Annotated in this window: 29 protein-coding genes; 20 read left to right on the forward strand and 9 right to left on the reverse strand. The window is 68.9% G+C overall.

All coding sequences use genetic code 11. The features are described from left to right. The first annotated feature begins 53 nt into the window (after nt 1-53). Together V6M51_RS21230 and V6M51_RS21235 are read left to right on the forward strand one after the other, a co-directional pair. Nucleotides 54-923 carry a UTP--glucose-1-phosphate uridylyltransferase gene (locus tag V6M51_RS21230; protein WP_332770232.1) on the forward strand — a complete coding sequence of 290 codons (870 nt, stop codon included), beginning with the start codon at nt 54-56 and terminating at the stop codon, nt 921-923. A 9-nt stretch (nt 924-932) separates the two neighbouring features. After that, complete coding sequence (locus tag V6M51_RS21235) at nt 933-1793, forward strand: SDR family oxidoreductase (protein ID WP_332770233.1); 861 nt, start codon at nt 933-935, stop codon at nt 1791-1793. Between the two features lie 168 nt (nt 1794-1961). Here the strand turns inward: V6M51_RS21235 and chrA are convergent, their stop codons facing one another. Both chrA and V6M51_RS21245 read right to left on the reverse strand, forming a co-directional pair. Further along, nucleotides 1962-3305 carry a chromate efflux transporter gene (gene chrA, locus V6M51_RS21240; protein WP_332770234.1) on the reverse strand — a complete coding sequence of 448 codons (1344 nt, stop codon included), beginning with the start codon at nt 3303-3305 and terminating at the stop codon, nt 1962-1964. Further along, a complete protein-coding gene (locus V6M51_RS21245; protein ID WP_332770235.1) occupies nt 3302-4045 on the reverse strand; it encodes an alpha/beta fold hydrolase in 744 nt (247 codons plus the stop codon). The genes chrA and V6M51_RS21245 overlap by 4 nt, the downstream gene beginning before the upstream one ends. Before the next feature lie 83 nt (nt 4046-4128). Between V6M51_RS21245 and V6M51_RS21250 the strand changes: the two genes are divergently transcribed. The 8 genes from V6M51_RS21250 to V6M51_RS21285 all read left to right on the forward strand — a co-directional run bounded on the left by V6M51_RS21250 (nt 4129) and on the right by V6M51_RS21285 (nt 10752). Further along, complete coding sequence (locus V6M51_RS21250) at nt 4129-5295, forward strand: glycosyltransferase family 4 protein (RefSeq protein ID WP_332770236.1); 1167 nt, start codon at nt 4129-4131, stop codon at nt 5293-5295. Continuing rightward, a complete protein-coding gene (locus V6M51_RS21255) occupies nt 5292-6266 on the forward strand; it encodes a glycosyltransferase family 9 protein (protein ID WP_332770237.1) in 975 nt (324 codons plus the stop codon). Before V6M51_RS21250 ends, V6M51_RS21255 begins: the two co-directional genes overlap by 4 nt. A gap of 119 nt (nt 6267-6385) precedes the next feature. Continuing rightward, nucleotides 6386-6907 (forward strand): translation initiation factor IF-3, encoded by a 522-nt coding sequence (infC, locus tag V6M51_RS21260; protein WP_254835918.1) that lies wholly within the window; start codon nt 6386-6388, stop codon nt 6905-6907. A gap of 98 nt (nt 6908-7005) precedes the next feature. Continuing rightward, nucleotides 7006-7344 carry an ArsR/SmtB family transcription factor gene (locus V6M51_RS21265; protein WP_332770238.1) on the forward strand — a complete coding sequence of 113 codons (339 nt, stop codon included), beginning with the start codon at nt 7006-7008 and terminating at the stop codon, nt 7342-7344. A gap of 97 nt (nt 7345-7441) precedes the next feature. Further along, nucleotides 7442-7786 (forward strand): ArsR/SmtB family transcription factor, encoded by a 345-nt coding sequence (locus V6M51_RS21270; RefSeq protein WP_332770239.1) that lies wholly within the window; start codon nt 7442-7444, stop codon nt 7784-7786. Next, nucleotides 7783-8250: an SRPBCC family protein gene (locus tag V6M51_RS21275; protein WP_332770240.1), complete on the forward strand. Its 468-nt coding sequence runs from the start codon at nt 7783-7785 to the stop codon at nt 8248-8250. Before V6M51_RS21270 ends, V6M51_RS21275 begins: the two co-directional genes overlap by 4 nt. Before the next feature lie 70 nt (nt 8251-8320). After that, entirely contained in the window at nt 8321-9547 is a 1227-nt protein-coding gene (locus tag V6M51_RS21280; protein WP_332770241.1) for an MFS transporter, read from the forward strand. Next, nucleotides 9544-10752: an MFS transporter gene (locus tag V6M51_RS21285; protein WP_332770242.1), complete on the forward strand. Its 1209-nt coding sequence runs from the start codon at nt 9544-9546 to the stop codon at nt 10750-10752. The genes V6M51_RS21280 and V6M51_RS21285 overlap by 4 nt, the downstream gene beginning before the upstream one ends. Here the strand turns inward: V6M51_RS21285 and V6M51_RS21290 are convergent. Further along, on the reverse strand, nt 10738-11427 hold the full coding sequence (locus V6M51_RS21290) for a DUF1345 domain-containing protein (protein WP_332770243.1): 690 nt from the start codon (nt 11425-11427) through the stop codon (nt 10738-10740). The two genes, V6M51_RS21285 and V6M51_RS21290, sit on opposite strands and share 15 nt — an antisense overlap. A gap of 191 nt (nt 11428-11618) precedes the next feature. Here V6M51_RS21290 and rpmI point away from each other — a divergent pair, with 191 nt between their 5' ends. The 5 genes from rpmI to V6M51_RS21315 all read left to right on the forward strand — a co-directional run bounded on the left by rpmI (nt 11619) and on the right by V6M51_RS21315 (nt 16710). Continuing rightward, nucleotides 11619-11819: a 50S ribosomal protein L35 gene (gene rpmI, locus V6M51_RS21295; protein WP_254835911.1), complete on the forward strand. Its 201-nt coding sequence runs from the start codon at nt 11619-11621 to the stop codon at nt 11817-11819. Between the two features lie 15 nt (nt 11820-11834). After that, nucleotides 11835-12191, forward strand: coding sequence for a 50S ribosomal protein L20 (rplT, locus tag V6M51_RS21300; protein WP_254835910.1), 357 nt, complete (start codon nt 11835-11837; stop codon nt 12189-12191). 116 nt (nt 12192-12307) lie between these two features. Beyond that, the gene (gene pheS / locus V6M51_RS21305) at nt 12308-13417 is read left to right on the forward strand and encodes a phenylalanine--tRNA ligase subunit alpha (RefSeq protein ID WP_332770244.1); all 1110 of its coding nucleotides are present in this window, start codon (nt 12308-12310) and stop codon (nt 13415-13417) included. A gap of 176 nt (nt 13418-13593) precedes the next feature. Continuing rightward, a complete protein-coding gene (pheT, locus tag V6M51_RS21310; protein ID WP_332770245.1) occupies nt 13594-16026 on the forward strand; it encodes a phenylalanine--tRNA ligase subunit beta in 2433 nt (810 codons plus the stop codon). Between the two features lie 231 nt (nt 16027-16257). Further along, nucleotides 16258-16710, forward strand: coding sequence for a VOC family protein (locus V6M51_RS21315; protein ID WP_332770246.1), 453 nt, complete (start codon nt 16258-16260; stop codon nt 16708-16710). 3 nt (nt 16711-16713) lie between these two features. Here the strand turns inward: V6M51_RS21315 and V6M51_RS21320 are convergent, their stop codons facing one another. Beyond that, nucleotides 16714-17331: a DUF1134 domain-containing protein gene (locus tag V6M51_RS21320; RefSeq protein WP_332770247.1), complete on the reverse strand. Its 618-nt coding sequence runs from the start codon at nt 17329-17331 to the stop codon at nt 16714-16716. Nucleotides 17332-17555: 224 nt separating this feature from the next. Between V6M51_RS21320 and lepA the strand changes: the two genes are divergently transcribed. Then, nucleotides 17556-19361 (forward strand): translation elongation factor 4, encoded by a 1806-nt coding sequence (gene lepA, locus V6M51_RS21325; RefSeq protein WP_332770248.1) that lies wholly within the window; start codon nt 17556-17558, stop codon nt 19359-19361. Nucleotides 19362-19621: 260 nt separating this feature from the next. Beyond that, nucleotides 19622-19759, forward strand: coding sequence for an entericidin A/B family lipoprotein (locus tag V6M51_RS21330; protein WP_332770249.1), 138 nt, complete (start codon nt 19622-19624; stop codon nt 19757-19759). A 5-nt stretch (nt 19760-19764) separates the two neighbouring features. Here the strand turns inward: V6M51_RS21330 and V6M51_RS21335 are convergent, their stop codons facing one another. Next, on the reverse strand, nt 19765-19917 hold the full coding sequence (locus V6M51_RS21335; protein ID WP_332770250.1) for a hypothetical protein: 153 nt from the start codon (nt 19915-19917) through the stop codon (nt 19765-19767). Between the two features lie 256 nt (nt 19918-20173). Between V6M51_RS21335 and V6M51_RS21340 the strand changes: the two genes are divergently transcribed. From V6M51_RS21340 to V6M51_RS21350, 3 genes are all read left to right on the forward strand, one after another. Next, nucleotides 20174-20560 carry a DUF983 domain-containing protein gene (locus V6M51_RS21340; RefSeq protein ID WP_332770251.1) on the forward strand — a complete coding sequence of 129 codons (387 nt, stop codon included), beginning with the start codon at nt 20174-20176 and terminating at the stop codon, nt 20558-20560. Between the two features lie 83 nt (nt 20561-20643). Continuing rightward, nucleotides 20644-21972, forward strand: a complete 1329-nt coding sequence (locus V6M51_RS21345) for an MFS transporter (protein ID WP_332770252.1) — start codon at nt 20644-20646, stop codon at nt 21970-21972. A 4-nt stretch (nt 21973-21976) separates the two neighbouring features. Continuing rightward, entirely contained in the window at nt 21977-22684 is a 708-nt protein-coding gene (locus V6M51_RS21350; RefSeq protein WP_332770253.1) for a DUF599 domain-containing protein, read from the forward strand. On the opposite strand, the gene V6M51_RS21355 is transcribed toward V6M51_RS21350, so the two are convergent. The 4 genes from V6M51_RS21355 to msrA are packed head-to-tail and all read right to left on the reverse strand — an operon-like array spanning nt 22681 to nt 24345. Continuing rightward, nucleotides 22681-23019 carry an MmcQ/YjbR family DNA-binding protein gene (locus V6M51_RS21355; RefSeq protein WP_332770254.1) on the reverse strand — a complete coding sequence of 113 codons (339 nt, stop codon included), beginning with the start codon at nt 23017-23019 and terminating at the stop codon, nt 22681-22683. The two genes, V6M51_RS21350 and V6M51_RS21355, sit on opposite strands and share 4 nt — an antisense overlap. Further along, nucleotides 23016-23351 carry an MmcQ/YjbR family DNA-binding protein gene (locus V6M51_RS21360; RefSeq protein WP_332770255.1) on the reverse strand — a complete coding sequence of 112 codons (336 nt, stop codon included), beginning with the start codon at nt 23349-23351 and terminating at the stop codon, nt 23016-23018. The genes V6M51_RS21355 and V6M51_RS21360 overlap by 4 nt, the downstream gene beginning before the upstream one ends. After that, nucleotides 23348-23695: an MmcQ/YjbR family DNA-binding protein gene (locus V6M51_RS21365; protein WP_332770256.1), complete on the reverse strand. Its 348-nt coding sequence runs from the start codon at nt 23693-23695 to the stop codon at nt 23348-23350. The genes V6M51_RS21360 and V6M51_RS21365 overlap by 4 nt, the downstream gene beginning before the upstream one ends. After that, nucleotides 23692-24345: a peptide-methionine (S)-S-oxide reductase MsrA gene (msrA, locus tag V6M51_RS21370; protein WP_332770257.1), complete on the reverse strand. Its 654-nt coding sequence runs from the start codon at nt 24343-24345 to the stop codon at nt 23692-23694. Before msrA ends, V6M51_RS21365 begins: the two co-directional genes overlap by 4 nt. Between the last annotated feature and the right edge of the window lie 83 nt (nt 24346-24428).

Raw genomic sequence — 24428 nt, forward strand, 5'->3', positions numbered from 1 at the left:
GGATTTAACGCCCGTGCTCGGCTAGTCCGAGAGGGTGTGACTGGAGAGCTTGCATGACCAGACGCGTGCGCAAGGCGGTATTGCCGGTGGCCGGATTGGGGACGCGGGTGCTGCCCGTGGCCCGGGCCACCCCGAAGAACCTACTGAACGTCTTCGACCGCCCGATCCTCTCCTATGTGGTCGAGGAGGCCCGCGCCGCCGGCATCGAGCACTTCGTGTTCATCACCAGCCGCGGCCAAGGCGCCATCGAGGACTATTTCGACGGCAATCCCGAGATCGAGGGCGCGCTGGAGGCCAAGGGCAAGCACGACGTCCTGGCCGAGGTCCGCCGCGACATCCTGCAGCCCGGCTCCATGAGCTTCGTGCGCCAGATGGCGCCCCTGGGGCTGGGCCACGCGGTCTGGTGCGCCCGCGACATCATCGGCGACGAACCCTTCGCCGTCATCCTGCCCGACATGCTGATGGCCGCCCAGACCCCGGCGCTGGCCCAAGCCGTGGCCGCCCACGACAAGGTCGGCGGCAATATCGTGGTCGTCGAGGCCGTGCCCGACAGCGAGACCCACAAGTACGGCATCGTCGCCCTGGACGGCCGCGAGGGGCGTCTCAACCGCATGACCGGCATGGTCGAGAAGCCGCCCGCCGGGACCGCGCCGTCGAACCTGATCATCTCGGGCCGCTATATCCTGCAGCCGGAGATTTTCGAGTTACTGGAACGCCAGGGCAAGGGCGCCGGCGGGGAGATCCAGCTCACCGATTCCATGGCCGAGCTCATGAAATCCCAGGACTTCCACGCCTTGGAATATGACGGCGTCACCTATGACTGCGGCGACAAGATCGGCCTACTGCGGGCCAATGTCGCCTTCGCGCTCGCCCGTCCCGACATGGGCGACGCCGCCCGCGCCGCGATCACGGCGCTGCTCTAGGCCTGCCCGTTGCGGCTGTTCATCTATGGCTACGGTTTCGCGGCCCAGGCGCTCACCCGCAGGCTCCAGCCGCAGGGCTGGAACATCTCGGCGACCTATCGGACCCCCGACGCCGCCCAGGCGATGACCGACCAAGGGGTCGATCCGGTGGCCGCCGACGACATCGCCGGCGTCGCCGAGCACCTGGCCAGGACCCAGGCCATACTGATCGCCGCCCCGCCCGGACCGGAGGGCTGCCCAGCCCTGCAGGTCCTGGTCCCGGCCCTGGCCCGCGCGCAGGCCTTCCCCGACTGGATCGGCTACCTTTCCACCACCGGGGTCTATGGCGACCGCAAGGGGGGTTGGGTGTTCGAGGACAGCCGCCTGGCCGCCCAGTCCACCGAGGGCGCCCGCCGGGTCGGCGCCGAGCGCGACTGGCTGGAGGTGGGCCGCGGCATGGGCCTGACGGTGACCGTCCATCGCCTGCCCGGCATCTACGGTCCCGGGCGCTCGGCTTTCGACCGCCTGCGCGAGGGCAAGGCCCGGCGCATCGCCGCCCCGGGCCAGGTGTTCAGCCGCATCCACGTGGACGACCTGGCCGCAGGCCTGGACGCCTCGATGGCCCGCCCGCGGGCGGGCGGCGCCTACAACCTCTGCGACGACGAGCCGGCGTCCAACAGCGACGTGGTGGCCCATGCGGCGCGGCTGCTGGGAATGGAGCCGCCGCCGGAGGAGCCCCTGGACCTGGAAGCCATGACGCCCCAGGCGCGGCGCTTCTACGCCGAGAGCAAGCGGGTGGCCAATGCGCGGGCCAAGGCCGAGCTCGGCTGGCGGCCGGTCTATCCAAGCTATCGTGAGGGCCTGGCGGCGATCCTGGCGGCCGGCGGCTGACGTCGCCCCAGTTCCTCCCCCAGCGCGCAGCGCGATTTGGGGGAGGTGGCGCGTCGCCCTCTTCGGCGACGTGACGGAGGGGGTTGCTGCCCACAAACGAGAGTCGAAGTCCCCCTCAGTCAGCTTCGCTGACAGCTCCCCCAGAGGGGGAGCAATTGGGGGCCTAGATCACCCAGCCAGCGCGCTCAACGCCAATCCGCCCACGGCGCAGGCGGCGAGAGTCGGGACCAGGCCCAACTTGAACCGCAGCATGGCGAGCATGGCCGCCACGGTGAGCACCGCCGCGCGCCAGTCGAGGCTGGCGAGGTCCGGCAGGTCGACGCCCCTGACCTCCGCCACCCGCCGGAACAGGACGTGCAGGGCGAACCAGACGGCGAGGTTGGCGATCACCCCGACCACGGCGGCGCTGATCGCCGCGAGCGCCGCGGCGGCGGCCCGATGGCCGCGCAGCGCCTCGGCATAGGGCGCGCCCAGGAAGATCCACAGGAAGCTCGGCGCGAAGGTGACCCAGGTGGTGAGCAGCGCCCCCAGACAGCCGGCCAGCAGAGGGTCCAGCCCGCCCGCGTTGCGGTAGGCCGCCAGGAAGCCCACGAATTGCAGGACCATGATCAGCGGCCCCGGCGTGGTCTCCGCCAGCCCCAGGCCGTCGGCCATCTCGCCGGGATTCAGCCAGCCGAAGCCGTCGACGGCGGCCTGGGCCACATAGGTCAGCACGGCGTAGGCGCCCCCGAAGGTCACGACGCCCATGGTGGAGAAGAAGCCGGCGATCTTGGTCCAGACACTGGTCTCCCCGAACACCGCGAACAGCACGGCGACGGGCGCCAGCCAGATCGGCAGCCAGATCGCCGCCACCCGCAGCGCCCGGCCACGCGACGGGACCAGGTGAGGGGCTTCGCCCCGGGCGATGACCCGGTCCACCAGGCCGGGCGTCTCATCGTCGACGTCGTGGCCGTTGGCGCCGCCGCCGAACAGGCCGGGCGCCGCCCATCCGAGGCCTCCAGCGAGCGCCACCACCAGCGGGAACGGGACGTTCAACACGAACAGGCCGAGGAAGGCCGCCACGGCCACGGCCACGGCCGCGCGCGACTTCAGCGCCCGGCGGCCCACCCGCAGCACGGCCTCGGTCACGATGGCCAGCACCGCGCACTTCACGCCAAGGAACAGGCCCTCGGCCACCGGAGTCGCGCCATAGACGACGTAGAGGATGCTCAGGGCCAGCATCACCGCCGCGCCGGGTAGGACGAAGAATATCCCCGCCAGCAGGCCGCCCGCCGTACGGTGCATCAGCCAGCCGATATAGGTAGCGAGCTGCTGGGCCTCGGGCCCCGGCAGCAGCATGCAGTAGTTGAGCGCGTGCAGGAACCGACGCTCGCCGATCCAGCCGCGCTCCTCGACAAGGACCCGATGCATCAGGGCGATCTGGCCGGCGGGGCCGCCGAAGCTCAGCAGGCCTATCCGGGCCCAGACCCGCGCCGCCGCCCAGAAGCTCGGCAAGGGGGGCTCGCCGATCATGCGACCTCTTCCACCGCGGCGATCAGCCGGGCGATGTCCTGGGGCCGCGACAGTCGGTGGTCGCCGTCCTTGATCAGGCCGAACACCACATCCTGGCCGCGGATCGCCTGGGCCAGCTCCAGGGCGTGGCGCCAGGGCACGTCGGGGTCCTCGCCGCCCTGCAGGATGCGCACCGGAGCGTCCACATTCACCGGCCCGGGGAGGATCGACCAGCGCGCGCCGTCCTCCAGCAGGGCCGCGGTGATCGGATAGGGGTCGCCATAGTCCGACGGCCGCATCCAGACCCCGGTGGCCTTGAGCTCGGCGCGGCCGGCGGCGGCGATCTCCGGGCTCATCAGCTTCTCGGTGAAGTCGGGCGCCGGGGCGATCAGCACCATGGCCTTCACCCGCTCGGGCGCGGCGGCGGCGGCCAGGCAGGCGATCCAGCCGCCCATGGACGAGCCCACCAGCACCACCGGTCCCTGAGCCAGTTCGTCCAGCACCGCCAACGCGTCCTCGCGCCAGCGGGTGATGGTCCCCTGGGCGAAGTCGCCGTCGGATTCCCCGTGCCCGAAATAGTCGAACCGCACATAAGACCGGCCGCGCGTCAGGGCCCAATCGGCCAGGGCCTGGGCCTTGGTTCCCGCCATGTCGGACTTGAAGCCGCCCAGCCACACCACGGTCGGTCCGGCCCCCGCGACGCGGCGCCAGGCGATCCGCGCCCCGTCGCGCCGTTTCAGGAATCCGGATGTCTCGGTCATGGTGCTGTCATAACGCAAGGATGTGACGGCGCGAATGGCGCGCGGGCCTTTACCAAACGTGGGCTTACGCTATGCAAGGCGGCGTGACGCTGCCCCCAGACTTCACCCTATTGCAGGTTGTCCCCGAGCTCGAAACCGGCGGGGCCGAACAGACCACGATCGATGTGGCCCACGCGGTCGTGCGCGCCGGCGGCAAGGCCCTGGTCGCGACCCGCGGCGGACGCATGACCTCTCGGCTGGAGGCCGACGGCGGGCGCCTTGCCCAGATGCCGGTCCAGACCAAGAATCCCCTGGTGATGTTGGGCAACGCCGCGCGGCTGGTGGACCTGATCCGCAAGGAGAAGGTCTCCATTGTCCACGCTCGCTCGCGCGCGCCGGCCTTCTCGGCTCTGTGGGCGGCCCAGGCCACCAAGACGCCGTTCGTGGCCACCTATCACGGGGTCTACAACGCCAAGAGCGGGCTGAAGCGCTGGTACAACGCCGTCATGACCCGCGGCGACCTGGTGATCGCCAATTCCGACTACACCCGCGACCACGTGCTCGCCGAGCACCAGATCGACCCGGCGCGGATCGTCTCGATCCCGCGCGGCATCGACCTGGAGCGGTTCAATCCCAGCTGGGTGACCCCCGACCGGGTCGAGGCCCTGCGCCAGGCCTGGGGGATCGCCCCCGGGGACCGGCGGGTGAAGCTGCTGCTGGCCGGCCGCCTGACCCGGATCAAGGGCCACCTGATGATCGTGGAGGCCGCCGCTCGCCTGAAGCTCCGGGGTCGCGAGGATTTCGTGATCATCTTCGCCGGCGACGACCAGGGCCGCACCGACTACCGGCTGGAGATCATGGCCGCCATCGCCGCCAACGGCCTCGAGCGTGAGATCCTGGTGGTCGGCCACTGCGACGACATGCCGGCCGCCTACCAGGTCTGCGACATCGCCATGCTGCCCACGACCAAGCCGGAATCCTTCGGCCGGACGGCTGTGGAACCCCAGGTGATGGGCAAACCCGTCCTGGCCTCCGATCACGGCGGCACCACCGAGACCGTGCTCTCGGGCGAGACCGGCTGGCTGGTCAAGGTGGACGATCCCGACGCCTGGGCGAGCGCCATGGCCAAGGCCGTCGACCTCGGCCCCGGCCGCCTGGCGGCCATGGGCCAGGCCGCGGCCAACCGCGCCCGGCGGCTCTATTCGGTGGACGCCATGTGCCAGGCCACGCTGGACGCCTATGGACGCGTGCTGGAGGCGCGCGCCGCGTGAGCCGCGACATCCGCAACGTCCTGGTGATCAAGCTCTCGGCTCTGGGCGATTTCATCCTGGCGCTGGCGGCGATGAAGAAGATCCGCGAGGCCCATCCCAAGGCGCGCATCACCCTGCTGACCACTCCGCCCTTCGAGGCGCTGGCCAAGTCCTGCCCCTATTTCAACCGGGTGGAGACCGACGGCCGGCCCGAGGGGCCCAGCGCCTGGCTGCAGCTGCGCGGCCGGCTGAAGGCGGCGCGCTACGACCGGGTCTACGACCTGCAGACCTCGGCCCAGTCGGCCCGCATCTTCCACCTGCTGCGCCCCTTCCCGCCCGAGTGGTCGGGGATCGCGTTGGGCTGCTCGCTGCCGCACAAGAACCGGCGACGCAATTCCATGCACACGCTGGAGCGCCAGGCCGACCAGCTCAAATCGGCCGGCATCTGGCCCGACGCCCCCACCGAGCCCGGCAGCGCCCCGCCGCCGGACCTCTCCTGGGTGGTGCACAACGCCCGCCAGGAACGTCCGGTCCCCGGCGGGGTGAAGCCGCGGCCCTATGTGATCTTCGTGCCCGGCGGCTCGGCCCACCGGCTGGACAAGCGCTGGCCGGCCGAACGCTTCGCCCAGCTCGGCAAGACCCTGCACGATCGCGGCTTCGACATCGTCATCATCGGCGGCCCACAGGAAAGCGCCCTGGCCCGCCAGATCCAGAAGTCGGTCGGCCAGGCCCGCGACCTCACCGGACGCACCGACTTCGCGCGGATCGCCGCCCTGGGCGCCCGCGCGGCCCTGGTGGTCGGCAACGACACCGGTCCGCTGCACCTGGCGGCGGCCACCGGAGCGGCCACCATCGTGCTTTTCTCCAGCGCCTCGAACCCGGCGCTTTCGGCCCCGCGGGGCCACGTGACCGTGCTGCAGTCCCAGAACCTGGCCGATCTGCCTGTGTCCCAAGTCCTACAGGCCGTCAACGCGCTGATGCCTTCTGCCTAGCCGCGCTTGATTGGGGGGACTCCCTTCGTCATATACTGACTGGAACGACCGGCGCTCTCTCGCGCCGGGCGCGTTTCGCGTTGAAACAGCCCTAGGAGCGAAAGCCTATTCGCCGCCCCATGCAGTCGCCGCCCGTCAAAGACGGGCCGCGTATCAATGAAGACATCCGCGTCCCCAAGGTCCTGCTGATCGATCAGCACGGCGAGAAGCAGGGCGTGATGCCCACCTCGTCGGCCATGGAGGCCGCGCAGGAAGCAGGTCTCGACCTCGTCGAGATCGTTCCGAACGCCGATCCGCCCGTTTGCAAGATCCTGGACTACGGCAAGTTCAAGTTCCAGGAGCAGAAGAAGAAGAACGAGGCGCGCAAGCGGCAGAAGGTCGTCGAGATCAAAGAGATCAAGCTGCGGCCGAACATCGACATCCACGACTACGAGGTGAAGCAGCGCTCGATGCACCGCTTCTTCGAAGAGGGCGACAAGGTGAAGGTCACCCTGCGCTTCCGTGGTCGCGAGCTCGCCCACCCCGAACTGGGCATGAAGCTCCTGCAAAAGGTGAAGGCCGACTTCGAGCCGGTGGCCAAGGTCGAGTACGAGCCCCGCATGGAAGGCCGCCAGATGATCATGATCCTGGCTCCGCGCTAGACGCGTCTTCCACCAGATCGAACCAGCGGCCGTCCCGTCGGGGCGGCCGCTTCTTCATGTCCGCTTGCCAGCCGCGGGCCGAATCAATACTTTAGGGCATGCTAAACCAAAGCCACCAGCCCCTCGACATGATGTTCCAGGCCCTGTCTGACCCGGGCCGGCGCAATATGGTCGAGCGCCTGAGCCGCGGGCCGGCCTCGGTCAGCGAGCTGGCCCAGCCGCTCGACATGACCCTGTCGGCGGTGGTCCAGCACCTGGCGGTGCTGGAGGCCAGCGGCCTGGTGAAGTCCGAGAAGATCGGACGGGTGCGCACCTGCACGATCCAGCCGGACCGGCTGCAACTGGCCGAGCAGTGGATCCATGCGCGCCGCACGTCCTGGGAGAAGCGCCTGGACCGGCTGGGCGACTTCCTGGCCGAGACCGACCCCAAGACCTGAAGACGCCGCCATGACCCTGCGGTCCGCGACCTAGCCACTCGGAGAAAATGCTTTAGCAATAACTTGACTATCTCGCGGCCCATAGATACTTAAGTACATGCTACAGCAAGCGACCTCGCTTGATCTCGCATTCCAGGCCCTGGCGGATCCCGTCCGGCGCACCATGGTGGAACGGTTGAGCCGCGGGCCGGCCACGGTCAGCGAACTCGCCCGACAACTGGCCATGTCGCTCTCGGCGATCGGCCAGCACCTGCGGGTCCTGGAGACTAGCGGACTCGTCCGCTCGGCGAAGGTCGGCCGCCTGCGGACCTGCTGGATCGATCCGGCTGGACTGCTCGTGACCGGTCGGTGGATCATCGCGCGGCAAGCAAGCGTGGAGCGCGACCTCGAAAGGCTCGGCGAACATCTCGCCGCGCCGACAGACCCCTGGAGAGACCCATGACCCAACGTTCCGTCGTCCACGCCACCTTCGTCGTGGAACGCACCTATACGGCCACGCCCGCGCGGACCTTCGCGGCCTGGGCCGATCCCAAGCTCAAGGCGCTGTGGTTCCCCGCCGCGGAAGAGGCCGGCTACGAGTTCGACTTCCGCGAGGGTGGCCGGGAATACAGCAAGGGCCGGGACTCCGAAGGCGGCGCGCTCTACGTCTTCGCGGTCGACTATCGCGAGATCGTGCCCAACGAGCGCATCGTCTACGCCTACTACATGGACATGGACGACGTGCGGATCTCAGTCTCCGTCGCCACTATCGAGTTCCACAAGCACGGGGCCGGAACCCGCATGGTGGTGACCGAGATGGGCGCCTTCCTCGACGGTCACGACACCGTCGGCCAGCGCGAGCACGGCACCAACTGGCTGATCGACCGGCTGGGCGAGTCGTTGAACGAGGTCCCCGCCACCGCTTGATCGGTCCGCGCAAGTCCGACCTTGGCGGTCGGACTTGCCGCACGGTGCGGCTCCCCTTAACACCGTTCACATGTCCGACACCGCGCCGCAGAGGGCGTCGCCGCCGTCCTCGATGGCGGCGCCGTCTCTCATCGCCGTCATCTTCATCAATATGCTGGGCTTCGGGATCATCGTCCCGTTGCTGCCTTTCTACGCCAAGTCGTTCGACGCCCCGCCCTGGCAGATCGCCCTGATCTTTTCGGCCTATTCGGTGGGCGCCTTCTTCGGCGAGCCGTTCTGGGGCCGGCTGTCGGACAAGTACGGCCGCAAGCCGCTCTTGATCTCCACCATCACCGGCAACTGCCTCTGCTATCTGGCGCTCGCCTTCGCCCCCAATATCTGGGCGGCCTTCGCCATCCGGCTGCTGGGCGGGCTGGCGGCCGGCAACGGGGCGGTGATCCAGGGCTATATCGCCGACGTCACCCCGCCGGAAAAGCGCACGCGGCTGCTCTCCTACCAGGGGGCGGCCTGGAACGTCGGGCTGATCTTCGGTCCGATGGTGGGCGGGATCTTCGCCCACCCCGACGCCGGTCCCGTCGGCTTTCGCCTGCCATTGTTCATGGCCTCGGGCCTGGCGGCGCTCTGCGTCGTCGGCATCATGGTCTTCATCCGCGAGAGCAAGACGCGCGAGCAGTCCATCACCCACCGGCCCAGCCGCTGGTCGGCCATCGGCGATGTGATCCGCCACCCGATCATCGGCCGGCTGATGCTGCTGACCTTCCTGGTGGGCTTCGCCTTCACCGGCATCGAGAGCACCTTCGGCCTCTGGGCCCAGGCGAAGTTCGACTGGGGGCCACGCGAGATCGGGGTCTGCTTCGCCTTCGTGGGCGTCGCCGCCGCTGTCACCCAGATGTTCGTGACCGGTCGGCTTTCCGAGCGGTTCGGCGAAGGCCGGATGCTGGCTCTCGGAATGGGGATCACCGTGCTCTCGGCCGCCGGCCAGACCATGTCGCCCGGCGGCGGCGTCACGATCGCGCTCATGTGCCTCACCGCCGTCGGACAGTCGGTCGCCTGGCCCAATGTCGGCTCGATGATCTCCCAGACCGCCGACCCGCACCGCCAGGGACAGATCCTCGGCCTCAACAACGCCACCGGCGCCCTGGCCCGTGTGGTCGGCCCCTTCTGCGCGGGACTGATCTTCCCGGTGGCGATCGACGGACCGTTCATCCTGGGCGCCCTGGTGGTGGCCCCGGCCATCTTCCTCGCGCTGGCCGCGAGCCGCCGGGTGGCCGCATCCCGGGCGGATGACCGGCCATGAGCCAGGCCCCGACCACCCTCGGCGACCGCCGCGCCCTGTTCATCCTGCTGTCGGTGACCTTCCTCAACATCGCGGGGTTCGGCCTGGTGATCCCGCTGCTGCCCTTCTTCGGCAAGGCGCTGGCCGCGCCGCCGTGGCAGGTCGCCCTGCTGTTCTCGGCCTTCTCCTTCGGCCAGTTCCTGGGCGAGCCGTTCTGGGGGCGGCTGTCGGACCGCATCGGACGGCGGCCGGTGCTGATCGTCACCATCGCCACCGCGGCGCTCTGCTACATCGCGCTCGCCTTCGCCCCGAACATCTGGCTGGCCTTCCTCGCCCGGTTCGCCAGCGGCGTCTTCTCCGGCAACATCTCGACCCTGCAGGGCTGCATGGCCGACATCACCCCGCCCGACCAGCGCGCCGGCCGCATGGGGGTGATGGGCTCGGCCTTTTCCCTAGGCTTCATGACCGGCCCGGCGCTCGGCGGCCTGCTGGCCCAGCCGGAGCTCGGCCCCATCGGCTTCCACATCCCGCTGTTCGCCGCCGCGGGCTTCGGCCTGGCCTCGGCGCTCGGCGTCTTCCTGTTCGTCAAGGAAACCCGGCCGCCTACCGGAGAATCCCGCCCCCACGGCCGCCCGCCTGCCCTGCGCGAAGCCTTCGGCCATCCGATCATCTCGCGGATCATGATCATCTCGTTCGTCATCGTCTCTGGCTTCGCCGGGATCGAGGCGACCTACGGCCTGTGGACCGAGGCCCGCTTCGGCTGGGGCCCGCGCGAGATCGGCCTGGCCTTCATGGTGATCGGGGTGATCGGCGCCTTCGCCCAGGGGATCGGGACCTCGATTCTGGTCCGCCGGTTCGGCGAGGCCCGGGTGCTGATCGCGGGCCTGACCCTGATGTTCATCGGCATGTTCGTGCAGTTCTCGTCCGTGGTCTGGCCGATGGCGGTGCTGGGCCTGGCCATCGTCGGCTTCGGCCAGTCGATCTGCTTCCCCAACCTGGTGGGCCTGATCTCGCTCTCCACCCCGCCCGACCGGCAGGGGGAGATGCTGGGTCTCAACATGTCCAACAACGCGCTCGCCCGCATCGGTGGGCCGATCTATGCGGGCCAGTTGTTCTCGCTGGTCTCGCCCGGCGCGCCCTTCGCGCTCGGCTGCATCCTGATCCTGCCGGCCCTGGTCCTGGCCTTCCAGGTGCTGAAGCGGGTCCCGCGCCTAGCGGGCGAATAGTCCGGCCAGCAGGTTGATGGTCAGAGCCACCACCACCGTGTTGAAGACAAACGCCACGAGGCCATGCAGGCTGCCGACCCGCCGCAGGGCTTTTGAGGTGAAGGCGATGTCCGCCGTCTGGCACGCCACGCCGATCACCAGCGAGAAATGCAGGAAGTCCCAGTAGTCGGGGGCCTCGCCGCCTGGGAACAGCAGACCTCCAGCGTCCGCCTGGGTCTTGGCGTCCGGCGCGTAGAACTCGTGGGCGTAGTGCAGGGCGAAGACGATCTGCACCAGGAACCAGGACGCCGCCACGGTGACGAACACCAGCGCCACCCGCAGCCCCTTCAGCAGCCCCGACTCGGCGCTGGCGGCTGAGAGCTCGGCGGCGATCACCCCGATGCTGGCGGCGGAGGCGAGGATCACCAACCCCAGGATCACCGCCTGGCCCTGATCCTGAGTGGCCGCAACGGCCCGGATCCGGGCAGGGGGCGCGCCCCACATCATATGCAGGCTGGCGGCGATGAAGCTGAGGCAGGTGGCTGTCCAGCCGATAACCCCTGCGGTGACCGGGTCCAGGCCGGCGGGCGCCGCGGCGCATGCGAGCCCCACCAAGAGGCCGAAGAGGAAGGCCCCCATCAGGCGCGGCCGCGCCCTGAAGACGGCCAGCAGGCTTTTCGAACGGTCGGAACTCATCGAAAGGTCGCTCCCGCGTGCTGGGCCTCTATATCGCATGCCGTCCGGCGGCGAACGCGCGGACACCAAACCCTTGCCTTCCCTCACCCTTTCGCGTATTTGCCCCGCTCTTCGGAGTCGTCTGGCCAAAAGGCATGCCAGGGCGGCTCGTCAATACGCCAGAGGACGGGCCCTCGAGGTCCGCAAGTGAAATGCCCAAACTGAAGACCAAGTCAGGCGCCAAGAAGCGCTTCAAGCTGACCGCCACCGGCAAGATCAAGGCCGGCGTCGCGGGCAAGCGCCACCGGCTGATCAGCCACAGCGCCAAGTACATCCGTCAAAATCGCGGCACCAAGGTGATGAGCGCTTCGGACTCGAAGACGATCAAATCCTACCTGCCCTACGGATTGTAAGAGGAGCGCTGACAGATGGCTCGCGTTAAAAGGGGCGTCACCGCCCACGCCAAACACAAGAAGGTCCTTGAGCAGGCCAAGGGCTTCTACGGCCGCCGCAAGAACACCATCCGCACGGCCAAGGCCGCGGTGGACAAGGCCGGCCAGTACGCCTACCGCGACCGCAAGGTCCGCAAGCGCAACTTCCGTTCGCTGTGGATCCAGCGGATCAACGCCGCGGCCCGCATCGAGGGCCTGACCTACGCCCGATTTATCCACGGCCTGGATCTGGCCGGGATCGAAATCGACCGCAAGGTCCTCGCGGACATCGCGGGCAACGACCCGATCGGCTTCAAGGCCATCGCCGACAAGGTTCACGCCGCGCTGGCTTGAGGTCGTTTGGGAGCTCCCGCTCCGCAAGCATTCAAGAGCCCTTCGGCGTGATCCGCCGGAGGGCTTTTTGCTGCCCTCTTCCCGCGCCTTGCCCGTCCCTCTAAAGCAGCCGTGTCATGACCGATCTCACCCCATTGGAAGCCGAGCTCTCGGCCGCCGTCGAAGGCGCATCCGACCTCCAGGCCCTCGAAGCCGTGCGCGTCGCCGCGCTCGGCAAGTCCGGCTCGATCTCCGAGCTCCTCAAGTCGCTGGGCTCCATGAGCCCCGACGAGCGCCGCGAACGCGGGCCGCTGATCAACGGCCTGCGCGACCGCGTTCAGGGCGCCATCGCCGCGCGCAAGGCCGGGCTGGAAGCCGCCGAGCTGGACGCCAAGCTCGCCGCCGAGCGCGTCGACCTCACCTTGCCCGCCCCGCCGCGGCGCAAGGGGTCCGTCCACCCCACCATGCAGGTGATGGACGAGATGATCGCCGTCTTCGCCGAGATGGGCTTCTCGGTGGCCGAGGGTCCCGACATCGAGACCGACTTCAACAACTTCACGGCGCTGAACTTCCCGCCCAAGCACCCGGCGCGGGAGATGCACGACACGTTCTTCCTGCCCGAGGACGCCAAGGGCGAGCGCAAGGTGCTGCGCACCCACACCAGCCCTGTTCAGGTGCGCGTCATGCACCGGGTGAACGAACAGCTTCCGTCATGGGTCGCCAACGGCCAGGAACCGCCGATCCGCGTCATCGTGCCGGGCCGGACGTTCCGCAAGGATAGCGACCAGACCCACACCCCGATGTTCCACCAGATCGAGGGCCTGGTCATCGATCGCGCCATCCATATGGGCCACCTGAAGTGGACGCTGGAGACCTTCCTTAGCCGGTTCTTCGAGACCCCGGACGTGGTCACCCGCTTCCGCCCGCACCACTTCCCGTTCACCGAGCCCAGCGCCGAGATGGACGTCCAGTGCGACCGTTCCGGCGGCGAGGTGAAGATCGGCCAGGGCTCCGACTGGCTGGAGATCCTCGGCTGCGGGATGGTCCACCCCAATGTGCTGCGCAATGTCGGTCTCGACCCCGACGTCTGGCAGGGCTTCGCCTTCGGCTGCGGCGTCGACCGGCTGGGGGTGCTGAAATACGGCATGCCCGACCTGCGCGACATGTTCGCCAGCGACGTCCGCTGGCTGGAGCACTACGGCTTCAGCCCCTACGCGGCGCCCAATCCGGCGACGGGGCTCTCCTGAGCCTGCGCCAAGATCAGATGCTCCCCCTCTGGGGGAGCTGTCCGCGAAGCGGACTGAGGGGGGACTTTGACTCCTTCGGCGCGCTTCTACCCCCTCCGTCGCGTCGCCGAAGAAGCGACGCGCCACCTCCCCCAAACCGCGCTGCGCGCTGGGGGAGGATCTAGGAAGTCGAGACGATGAAATTCACCCTCTCCTGGCTCAAGCAGCACCTCGAGACCAACGCCACCGCCGCCGAGGTGGTCGAGGCCATGACCATGGCCGGCCTTGAGGTCGAGCACGTGGACGATCCTGCCGCGAAGCTGGCCGCCTTCTCGGTGGCCAAGATCGTCGAGGCCGTCCAGCACCCCAACGCCGACCGCCTGCGCGTCTGCCAGGTGGACACCGTCGACGGCCGCAAGGAGATCGTCTGCGGCGCGCCGAACGCGCGGGCGGGCATCACCGTCGTCTACGCCCCGATCGGCGCCTATGTGCCGGGCCTGGGCGTCACCCTGGTCGAGAAGCCGGTGCGCGGCGTCGTGTCTCACGGGATGCTGTGCTCGGCCGCCGAGCTGGAGACGGCGTCGGAATCCGACGGGATCATGGAACTCTCCGACGATCTCGCCGTCGGGGTGAACGCCGCCCAGGCGCTCGGCCTGGAAGCGGTCATCGACTTCGAGGTCACGCCCAACCGGCCCGACTGGCTGGGCGTGGTCGGCATCGCCCGCGACCTGGCCGCCGCCGGCCTGGGCGTGCTGAAGGACGTCGGCGTCGAGCCGGTCCCCGGCAAGTTCCCCTGCCCGGTCGCCATCCGCCTGGACGGCTCGGACGCCTGCCCGCAGTTCGCCGGCCGGCTGATCCGCGGCGTCAGGAACGGGCCGTCCCCGGCCTGGCTGCAGCAGCGGCTGATCTCCATCGGCCTGCGGCCCATCAACGCCCTGGTCGACGTCACCAACCTGATCACCTACGACCGCGCCCGGCCGCTGCACGTCTATGACCGCGCCCTGTTGGTCGGCGATGTGATCGAGGCCCGGCTCGGCCGGCGGGGGGGCGGGGGCGAGGTCTCCGCCGACCACCCCACCCCGACCGCCCATAGCGACGAGCAACTGATCGCGCTGGACGGCAAGACCTACGACATCACGCCGGAGATGAGTGTCATCGCCGATGCGGACGGCAAACGCCCGATCGGCCTGGGCGGGATCATGGGCGGGACCTCCACCGGCTGTTCGGAGGCCACCACCGAGGTCTTCCTTGAGGCCGCCTGGTTCGACCCGATCCGCACCGCCCAGACTGGCCGGACGACCGGGATCAATTCCGACGCCCAGTACCGCTTCGCCCGCGGCGTCGACCCGGAGAGCCTGGTTCCCGGCATCGAGCTGGCCACCAAGCTGATCCTGGAGCTCTGCGGCGGTGAGGCCTCGGAGATCGTCGTGGCGGGCGAGGCCCTGCCCCGGCCGGCCCCGATCGCCTTCGACCGCGCCTATGTGAAACAGCTCTCCGGCCTCGACCTGCAGCCCCGGCGGATCGACGACATCCTGCGCGACCTCGGCTTCCACCAGGAGGGCGACCTGGTCTTCCCGCCGTCCTGGCGGCGCGACGTGGAGGGCAAGGCCGACCTGGTCGAGGAGGTGGCGCGGATCGAGGGCTATGACGCCCTGCCCGCCCTACCCCTGCCTGAGATGGCCAAACCGGCCGGCGGCGTGCTGACCGTGCGCCAGGCCCGCATCCGCGCGGGGCGCCGGGCCATGGCCGCCAAGGGCTATGCCGAGGCCGTCACCTGGAGCTTCTGCAAGCGCGAGACCGCCTGCCTGTTCGGCGGTGGGGCCGACGAGCTGGTGGTGACCAACCCGATCGCCGCTGACCTCGACTGCATGCGGCCCTCGATCCTACCCAACCTGATCGAGGCGGTGGGCCGCAACGCCCGGCGCGGTTTCGCCGACGTGGCCCTGTTCGAGATCGGCCCCTTCTACCGGGGCGACCAGCCGGCAGACCAGGTGACGGCTGTCGCCGCCGTGGTGGCGCCGCATCCGCCCCGCCGCTGGGATGGGGTGGCGAGCGATCCGCTGTTCGAGCTCAAGGCCGATCTGCTCAGCCTGCTGAACGACCTGGGCGCGCCGGTGGGCTCGTTGCAGGTGGTCCAGGGCGGGCTGTCGGACTGGTGGCACCCTGGCCGCTCGGCGGCGCTACGGCTCGGCAAGTCGACCCTGGTCGAGTTCGGCGAACTGCATCCGCGCGCCCTGAAGGCGCTGGACGTCGAGGGGCCCATCTACGGCTTCGAGCTGATTGTCGACGCCATCCCCGAGCCGAAGAAGAAGGCGACCAAGTCCAAGCCGGCCTTGGAGCTCTCGCCTCTGATGCCACTGTCGCGCGACTTCGCCTTCGTGGTGGACGCGAGCCGAGCGGCGGGAGACCTGGTGCGCGCGATGGCCGGCGTCGACAAGGCGCTGATCTCGAGCGCGCGGGTTTTCGACGTCTATCAGGGACCCGGCGTGCCGGAGGGCGCCAAGTCGGTGGCCGTGGAGATCACCCTCCAGCCCCGCGAGAAGACCCTGACCGACGCGGAGATCGAGGCCCTCTCGGCCAAGGTCGTCGCCGCCGCCGAGAAGGCGGTCGGGGCCAGGCTGCGGGGATAGCGCCAGCTTCCTTCTCCCCTTGCGGGAGAAGGTGGCAGGCGAAGCCTGACGGATGAGGGGTCGAAAGCCCTATCCGCTTGCCCCCGGGCAGCCGCACGCCAGCTGTCGAGTTCTGAGAGACCCCTCATCCGACCCCGCTCTCGCGGGGCCACCTTCTCCCGCTAGGGGAGAAGGAACACAGCTCTCCCGCCATTTGACTTCCGCTGACGTCACCCTGGCCTCCTAACGCCCATGGAGATCAACGGCGTCGCGCACACCTTCATCACCGCGGGCGACTTCGAGGCGTCCGTCGCCTTCTATCGCCAGCTCCTGCCCTTCATGGGCCTGCGCGAAGTCGCAGACAGTGTCGACACCTATTATTGCGTCGGCGGCCGCACCGGGTTCGGCGTCCGCCGCCCCGATCCCGAGCATGCGGGCGCGCGGTTCGAGCAATACCGCGTGGGCCTGCACCACCACTGCTGGCGCGCCCGCGAGCGCGCCGACGTCGACGAGCTCCACGTCTTCCTGGTCTCGATCGGGGCCAAGATCGTCCATCCGCCGCAGGACGAACCCTGGGCGCCGGGCTATTACGCCGTGCTGTTCGAGGATCCCGACGGGGTCCGGCTCGAACTCAACCACGTCCCGGGCCGCGGCCTGTTCGACACGGCAACGCAGCGGGTCGGGGCGAGCCTGGACGAACGCTAGCCCTTAGAAGGGCAGCATCCGGCGGGTGCGGCTAAAGCCGAGATAGCCGACATTGGCGCCCAGCCGCAGGCCGACGCCCGCGCGGATCGGGGCCAGGGTCACGTCGTCGGAGCGCAGGTAATTCACGCCCAGTCCGGCGACCAGATAGGCCGCGCCCTCCACGCCCGGGAACCGCTGGAAGATCACTTCCGGGTATTGGAGATTGTAGCAGAGGGTGAAGACCCGGCTTGCGTTGCCGCCCAGGTCCCAGCCGACCGAAGGCCCCTGCCAGAACACTTCCACGGGTTCCTTGCCCTTCATGTAGAGCAGGCCGCGGCCGTAGCGGGCGCCGATCGTGATGGCCCCGGCGGCTTCCTCGCCGGCGATGTAGGCGGTGGGTCGGCCGTTGTCCTGGAACACGCGCTCGATGGCGCCGCCGGCGGCTTCCGCGGCCACGCCGAGATAGTCCGACGCCGTGGCGACCAGCTCCTCGCGGGTATAGGGTTCGGCCGGCTGGGCCGGATAGCTGGGCGTTCCCTTCGGCGGCGGGCCGCCGGCCGCGGGATCGCGGGTCTGGGCGGTGGCGCAGCCGGCGCTCGCGAGCGTGGCGATGCTGGAAGCGATGAGCGTGCGGCGATCCATGGCGCGGTATCCTTTAGAGCTTGGGCAGCCTCCCATCCCCGAGCGGCATGAATGCGGCGCTCAGGCTTAACGCTGGATTAACCATGGCCGCGCCGGCTACTGAGATCACCTCCTCTCCCCCCGAGAGACGGGTGGAGAGGAGGAGGCATCTGGACACGTGCGCGTAACCCGCGCCATCGCGCCGGTCTCGCCTCGCACGTGGAATGTGCTAAAGCCCGCCCACAATGACGACGCCCCTCTCCCACATCCGCAACTTCTCCATCGTGGCCCACATCGACCACGGCAAATCGACCCTGTCCGATCGCCTGATCCAGGAGACCGGCGGTCTCACCAAGCGTGAGATGACCGAGCAGGTCCTGGACAACATGGAGATCGAGCGCGAGCGCGGGATCACCATCAAGGCCCAGACCGTCCGCCTGGACTACAAGGCCCGCGACGGCGAGACCTATGTCCTCAACCTGATGGACACCCCCGGCCACGTGGACTTCGCCTATGAGGTCAGCCGCTCGCTGGCCGCCTGCGAGGGCTCGATCCTGGTGGTGGACGCTAGCCAGGGGGTCGAGGCCCAGACCCTTGCCAATGTCTACCAGGCCATCGACAACGACCACGAGATCGTCCCGGTCCTCAACAAGATCGACCTGCCGGCCGCCGAGCCCGAGCGCATCCGCCAGCAGATCGAGGACGTGATCGGCATCGACGCGTCGGAGGCCATCCTCTGCTCGGCCAAGACCGGCGAGGGCATCGCCGACGTGCTGGAAGCCGTGGTCACCCGCCTGCCCCCGCCCAAGGGCGACCGCGAGGCGCCGCTGAAGGCCCTGCTGGTCGACGCCTGGTACGACCCCTATCTCGGCGTCGTGGTCCTGGTGCGCGTCCTGGACGGCGTGCTGAAGGCCGGCATGAAGGTGCGGATGATGAACGCCGGGGTCACCCACCAGGTGGATCGCATCGGCGTGTTCAAGCCCAAGCAGACCGAGGTGGCCGAGCTCGGCCCCGGCGAGATCGGCTACATCACCGCCCAGATCAAGCAGGTGGCCGACGCCGCCGTCGGCGACACCATCACCGACGAGAAGCGCCAGACCGCCACGGCCTTGCCCGGCTTCCGCGTCGCCCAGTCGGTGGTGTTCTGCGGCCTGTTCCCGGTGGACGCCGCCGACTTCGAGGACCTGCGCGCCGCCATCGGCCGCCTGCGCCTGAACGACGCCTCCTTCACCTATGAGATGGAGACCAGCGCGGCGCTCGGCTTCGGCTTCCGCTGCGGGTTCCTGGGGCTGCTGCACCTGGAGATCATCCAGGAACGGCTCAGCCGCGAGTTCGACCTCGACCTGATCGCGACGGCGCCCAGCGTGGTCTACAAGATCGGCCTGATCGACGGCTCGGAGATCGAGCTGCACAACCCGGCCGACCTGCCCGACCCGGTGAAGATCGCCACCATCGCCGAGCCCTGGATCAAGGCCACCATCCTGACGCCGGACGAGTATCTCGGCTCGGTGATCAAGCTCTGCCAGGACCGCCGCGGCGAGCAGCGCGAGCTTTCCTATGTCGGGACCCGCGCGCTGGTGGTCTACGACCTGCCGCTCAACGAGGTGGTGTTCGACTTCTACGACCGGCTGAAGAGCGTCTCCAAGGGCTACGCCTCCTTCGACTACGCCATCGAAGGCTACCGGGTGGGCGACCTCGTGAAGATGTCGATCCTGGTCAACGCCGAGCCGGTGGACGCCCTCTCCATGCTGGTCCACCGCGACCGCGCCGAGGCGCGTGGCCGCGGCATGGTCGAGAAGATGAAGGACCTGATCAGTCCGCACATGTTCCAGATCCCGATCCAGGCGGCCATCGGCGGCCGGATCATCGCGCGGGAAACCGTGCGGGCCCTGCGCAAGGACGTCACCGCCAAGTGCTACGGCGGCGACGCCAGCCGCAAGCGCAAGCTGCTGGACAAGCAGAAGGCCGGCAAGAAGCGCATGCGCCAGTTCGGCAAGGTCGAGATCCCGCAGGAAGCCTTCATCGCCGCCCTGAAGATGGACGCGGACTAGGCTGCCACGTCCACGGTATGTCATCCCGGAAAGCGCGAATGCGCTTGTCCGGGACCCATAAGCGCCCGATGGCGCAGAAGGCCGCGCGGCCTCGCCACATTCGGTCTGCCCGGCGTCTATGGGTCCCGGTCTTGCTTCGCAAACCGGGATGACAGCGAGGGGTGATGCCGCACTCCCCAATTGCCCCCCGGCCCCGAAGCCGCCTAAAAACCGCCTGGAAGCTTGGCCATCAATCCGTGGCCTTCGAGGGGAGCAAACACATGCGCAAGACGATTATCCTGGCCATGGCGGCCGTGGCCCTGCTGACCGCCGCCTGCAACACCGTCGCCGGCGTCGGCAAGGACGCCCAGGCCGCGGGCCGGGCGGTGACCGACACCGCCAACGACATGAAGAAATAGCCGGCTCAGGCGTCCTCCTCGCGGGACGCCTCCTCGGCGATCCTGGCGGCGTCCTCGGATGGGACGTTCGGCGCCTCGCGGGCGTTGTCCTCCGCCTGGGTGGTCGGGCCGGTATGGCCGTGCACGGGCTTCTTGACCGGGCGGTCTTCCTGACTCATGGCGAAGCTCCTCTGCATCGTAGGAAGACATGGGCCCGCCGAAGGGTTCCGCAATCGCGCCGCGAGATGCGCGGAGGCGCCCCACAACCTGAAATAAATCACTGATTAGATAGGACGTTTCGCCGCGCATCGACTCAACCCCAGGCGGGAACGGGCGTTGCGGCGAACCCGTTCCCACCTGCGACAGCCGCGACGCTTCCCACGCCGAAATATGGGGCGCATACGGCCAAGCATCCTTTTTCGCAAATGGCGTAACATGTTCGTCAAGTCGATGTTTCGGGGCCTGAAGGGCCGCTGCCCCCATTGTGGGAACGGCAAGCTCTATTGGAGCTACCTGAAGGTCGAACCGCGCTGCAATTCCTGCGGCCACGACCTGACCCGCTACCCGGCTGACGACGGCCCCGCCTATTTCACCATCCTGATCGTCGGCCACCTGATCGTGGCGCCGCTGCTGTTCTTCTCGATCATCTGGCAGGCGCCGACCATGTACGTGCTTCCGGCCACCCTGATCCCCCTGGCCATTGTGACCCTGGCCCTGCTGCCGCGGGTGAAGGGCGCCTTCATCGGCCTGCTGCACGCCATCGCCCACAAGGAGGGCGAGGCGGCCCTGCACATTCGCGACGTCCCCGACCCACGCCACTGAGACGACCGGAGCCACAACAAGGCTTTCGCGCGCGAGCCGAGGCGCCCTAACCTCGCCCCCGCAAACGGTTCGGGGGAGAGCGTATGAGCGAGACAGGGGTCGACACCCAGGCGCCGAGGGACATCCTGACGCCCGGCCTCACCCCGCTCGCCCGCGCCAAGGCGATCCTGGGCGGGTCGGCCGGCAACCTGGTCGAGTGGTACGACTGGTTCGCCTATTCGTCCTTCGCCCTCTATTTCGCACCCCACTTCTTCCCCAAGGGCGATCAGACCGCCCAACTCCTGCAGGCCGCGGCCATCTTCGCGGTCGGCTTCCTGGCCCGGCCCGTGGGCGCCTGGCTGATGGGACTCTATGCCGACCGGGCGGGACGCAAGGCGGCGCTCACCCTGGCGGTGGCGATGATGTGCGCCGGCTCGCTGCTGATCGCCGTCGCCCCGGACCATGCGGCGATCGGGGCCGCCGCCCCGGTGATCCTGCTGCTCGCCCGGCTGTTGCAGGGCCTGTCGGTGGGCGGAGAATACGGCGCCAGCGCCACCTACATGTCGGAGATGGCCGGCCGCGCCCGCCGGGGCTTCTGGTCGTCCTTCCAGTACGTGACGCTGATCATGGGCCAGCTGGTGGCGCTGGCCGTGCTGATCCTGCTGCAGCAGTTCATGGACAAGGCCGACCTGGAAGCCTGGGGCTGGCGCATCCCCTTCGTGATCGGCGCGGGCCTGGCCGTGGTGGTGTTCTGGATCCGCTCGGGGCTCGACGAGAGCGCCTCGTTCCTCGCCGCCAAGGCCGAGGGCGCGCCGCGTTCGACCACCATGCTGCTGTTCATGAACTATCCGCGCGAGAGCGCGATGATCTTCGTGCTGACCGCCGGCGGGTCCTTGGCCTTCTATGCCTACACGACCTACATGCAGAAATTCCTGGTCAATACGGCGGGCTTCGCCAAGGACACGGCCACCGCGATCACCGCCGCGGCCCTCTTCCTCTATATGTGCGCCCAGCCCCTGTTCGGCTGGATGTCCGACAAGCTGGGCCGCAACCGCACCATCGCCTTCGCCTTCGCGGGCGGGGCGCTGGCCACCTATCCGGTGATGTCGGCCATCGCGCGGTCCGAGGCGCCGCTGGCCGCCTTCGGCCTGATGACCTTCCTGCTGGTGATCCTGTCGGGCTACACCTCGGTCAGCGCCGTGGTGAAGGCCGAACTCTTCCCCGCCCATGTCCGCGCCCTGGGCGTGGCCCTGCCCTACGCCATGGGCAACGCCCTCTTCGGCGGCACCGCGGAGTACGCGGCCCTCTGGTTCAAGAAGGAGGGGATGGAGAGCGGCTATTACATCTATGTCTCGGCGATCATGACCGCGGCCTTCCTGGTGGCCCTGCGGCTGCGCAACACCAACCGCGAGAGCCTGATCACCGAGGACTGAGCCGATGAAGTTCCTGGACGCTCTCACCCCGCTCGACACCGTCGCCGTCGCGGTATTCGCGGTGGCGTGGCTGGCCTATGAGCCGCTGCTAAAGGCCATCGCCCGCGGCAAGGGGCTGATCAACACCGACATGACCGTCATCCGTCTGGCCTGGATGCGCAACATGGCCGGGCGCGAGAACAAGTTCATGGACGGCCAGATCCTCGGCCACACCCTGAACTCGGCGTCCTTCTTCGCCTCGTCCAACCTGATCCTGATCGCCGCGGCGGCCGGCGCCCTGTTCGGCGGCGAGCGGACCTTCGAGAGCGCATCCAGCCTGATGGTGCTGAAGACCTCCTCGCGCCTGCTGTTCGAGGCCCAGGTGGCCCTGGTGGTCCTGACCCTGGCCCGCGGGCTGCTCGACTTCATCTGGTCGATTCGCCAGATGAACTACTGCCTGGCGGTGATCGGCGCGGCGCCGGAAACCGAGGACATCGCCTCGACGCGGCCCTATGGCGAGGCCGCCGCCCGGCTGATGAACCCGGCCCTGTCGTCCTTCAATCGCGGCGTGCGCGGCTACTATTTCGCCCTGGCCGCCGCGGGCTGGCTGTTCGGGCCGCAGACCTTCCTGCTGCTGACCTTCCTGGCCGTGGCCCTGCTGGTGACCCGCCAGCGCCGCTCGCCCGCCGCCCGCGCCATCGCCGAGGTGCGGCGGCTGCTGGACCAGCCCTAGAGGCCGAGCTCGGCCCGCTGCGCGCGGGTCAACCGCGCCGCGACCAGGGCGTGCGCCGTGGCCAGCCAGCCGGCCACCTCGTCGTCGTCCAGGCTCTCGAGGTCGTCGAACGCCACCCACTTGGCCCGCGCCAGATAGGGAGCCGGCCTGGCCTGACCGGTCTCGACCAGGACCTCGTAGGCCAGGTCCGTGACCTTGAGCGAGATCGCGCCGCCGAGGCCGGCGATGGCGAAGATCCGGCCGCCGACCTTGAAGACCCGCGCACCACCCCATTGGACGACCTTGGTCGCCGCCGGCAGGGCCAGGGCCGCGGCCTCGAACTGCGAGGGCGTCACGCCAGGCCCAGTTCGGCGCGCGCCTTCTTGGTCAGCTTGGCGGCGATCAGGCCGTGCGCCGTGGCCAGCCAGGAGGTGAGGTCGGCGTCGGTGACCGAGGCGGTGTCGACGGCGGCCCACTGGCCCTTGGCGCAATAGGGCGCCTGGCGGCCGATCCCGGTCTCGGTGAGGGCCACGAAGGCGATCTCGGTTACCTTGAACGACACCGACACGTCGCCGCTGATGGCGAAGACCTTGCCGCCCACCTTGAAAACGTCGGACTCGCCCCATTGGATCACCTTGGTCACCGCGGGCAGGCCCATGGCGAAGGCTTCGAGCTCGAGGCGGGTCACGCGGGCAGGCCCAGCTCGACCCTGGCCTTGCGGGTCAGCTTGGCGGCGACCAGGGCGTGGGCGGTCTTTAGCCAGTCGGCCACATCGTCGTCATCGAGGACGGCCAGGTCGTCGAACATCACCCACTTGGCGCGGGCCATGTAGGGGGCGGGACGCCCCCTGCCGGACTCGGTAAGCGCCTCGAAGGCGATGTCACTCATCTTCATCGAGACGTTCGAGCCCGCGCCATCTGTGCCGGCGAACATCTTGCCGCCGACCTTGTAGATGCGGTCATCGCCCCACTGGATGTCCATGGTCGCGCAGGGCAGGGCCAGGGCGGCGGCGGCGAAGGCCTTCGGCGTCACGCCTGGACGCCGACACCGATCGGGCAGGTCACGCCCGTGCCGCCCACGCCGCAATAGCCGGCCGGGTTCTTGGCCAGGTACTGCTGGTGATAGTCCTCGGCGAAGAAGAACTCCGGCGCCTCGGCGATCTCGGTGGTGATCGGGCCATAGCCCTTGTCCGCCAGCGCCTGCTGATAGGCGCCGAGCGAGGCCGCCGCGGCCGAGGCCTGGGCGTCGTCATAGGGATAGATCCCAGACCGGTACTGAGTGCCGATGTCGTTGCCCTGGCGCATGCCCTGGGTCGGATCGTGGCCTTCCCAGAACACCTTCAGCAGGTCCTCATAGGTCACCACGCGCGGGTCATAGACCACCAGCACCGCCTCGGTGTGGCCGGTGCGGCCCGAGCAGACCTCCTCATAGGTCGGGTTGGGCGTGACGCCGTTCACATAGCCGACGGCGGTCACCCAGACGCCGGGGACCTGCCAGAACTTCCGCTCCACGCCCCAGAAACAGCCCATGGCGAACTGCGCCAGCTCCAACCCGTCGGGATAAGGGCCCTTCAGCGGGCGGCCGTTGATGAAGTGGGTCTCCGCGGTGGGCAGCGGGCTTTGGCGGCCCGGCAGGGCGGTCGCCGCGGTGGGCAGGTCGAGGGGCTTCTTGCCGAAGAACATGATAATGGCGCCTGTTCGCGATCGGGTATCCCAACATAGGAGCAGTCGGGGCCGATTGCACTCGTCGGCGTCGGCTGACGACG

Source organism: Phenylobacterium sp. (assembly GCF_036677185.1).
Taxonomy (GTDB): domain Bacteria; phylum Pseudomonadota; class Alphaproteobacteria; order Caulobacterales; family Caulobacteraceae; genus Phenylobacterium.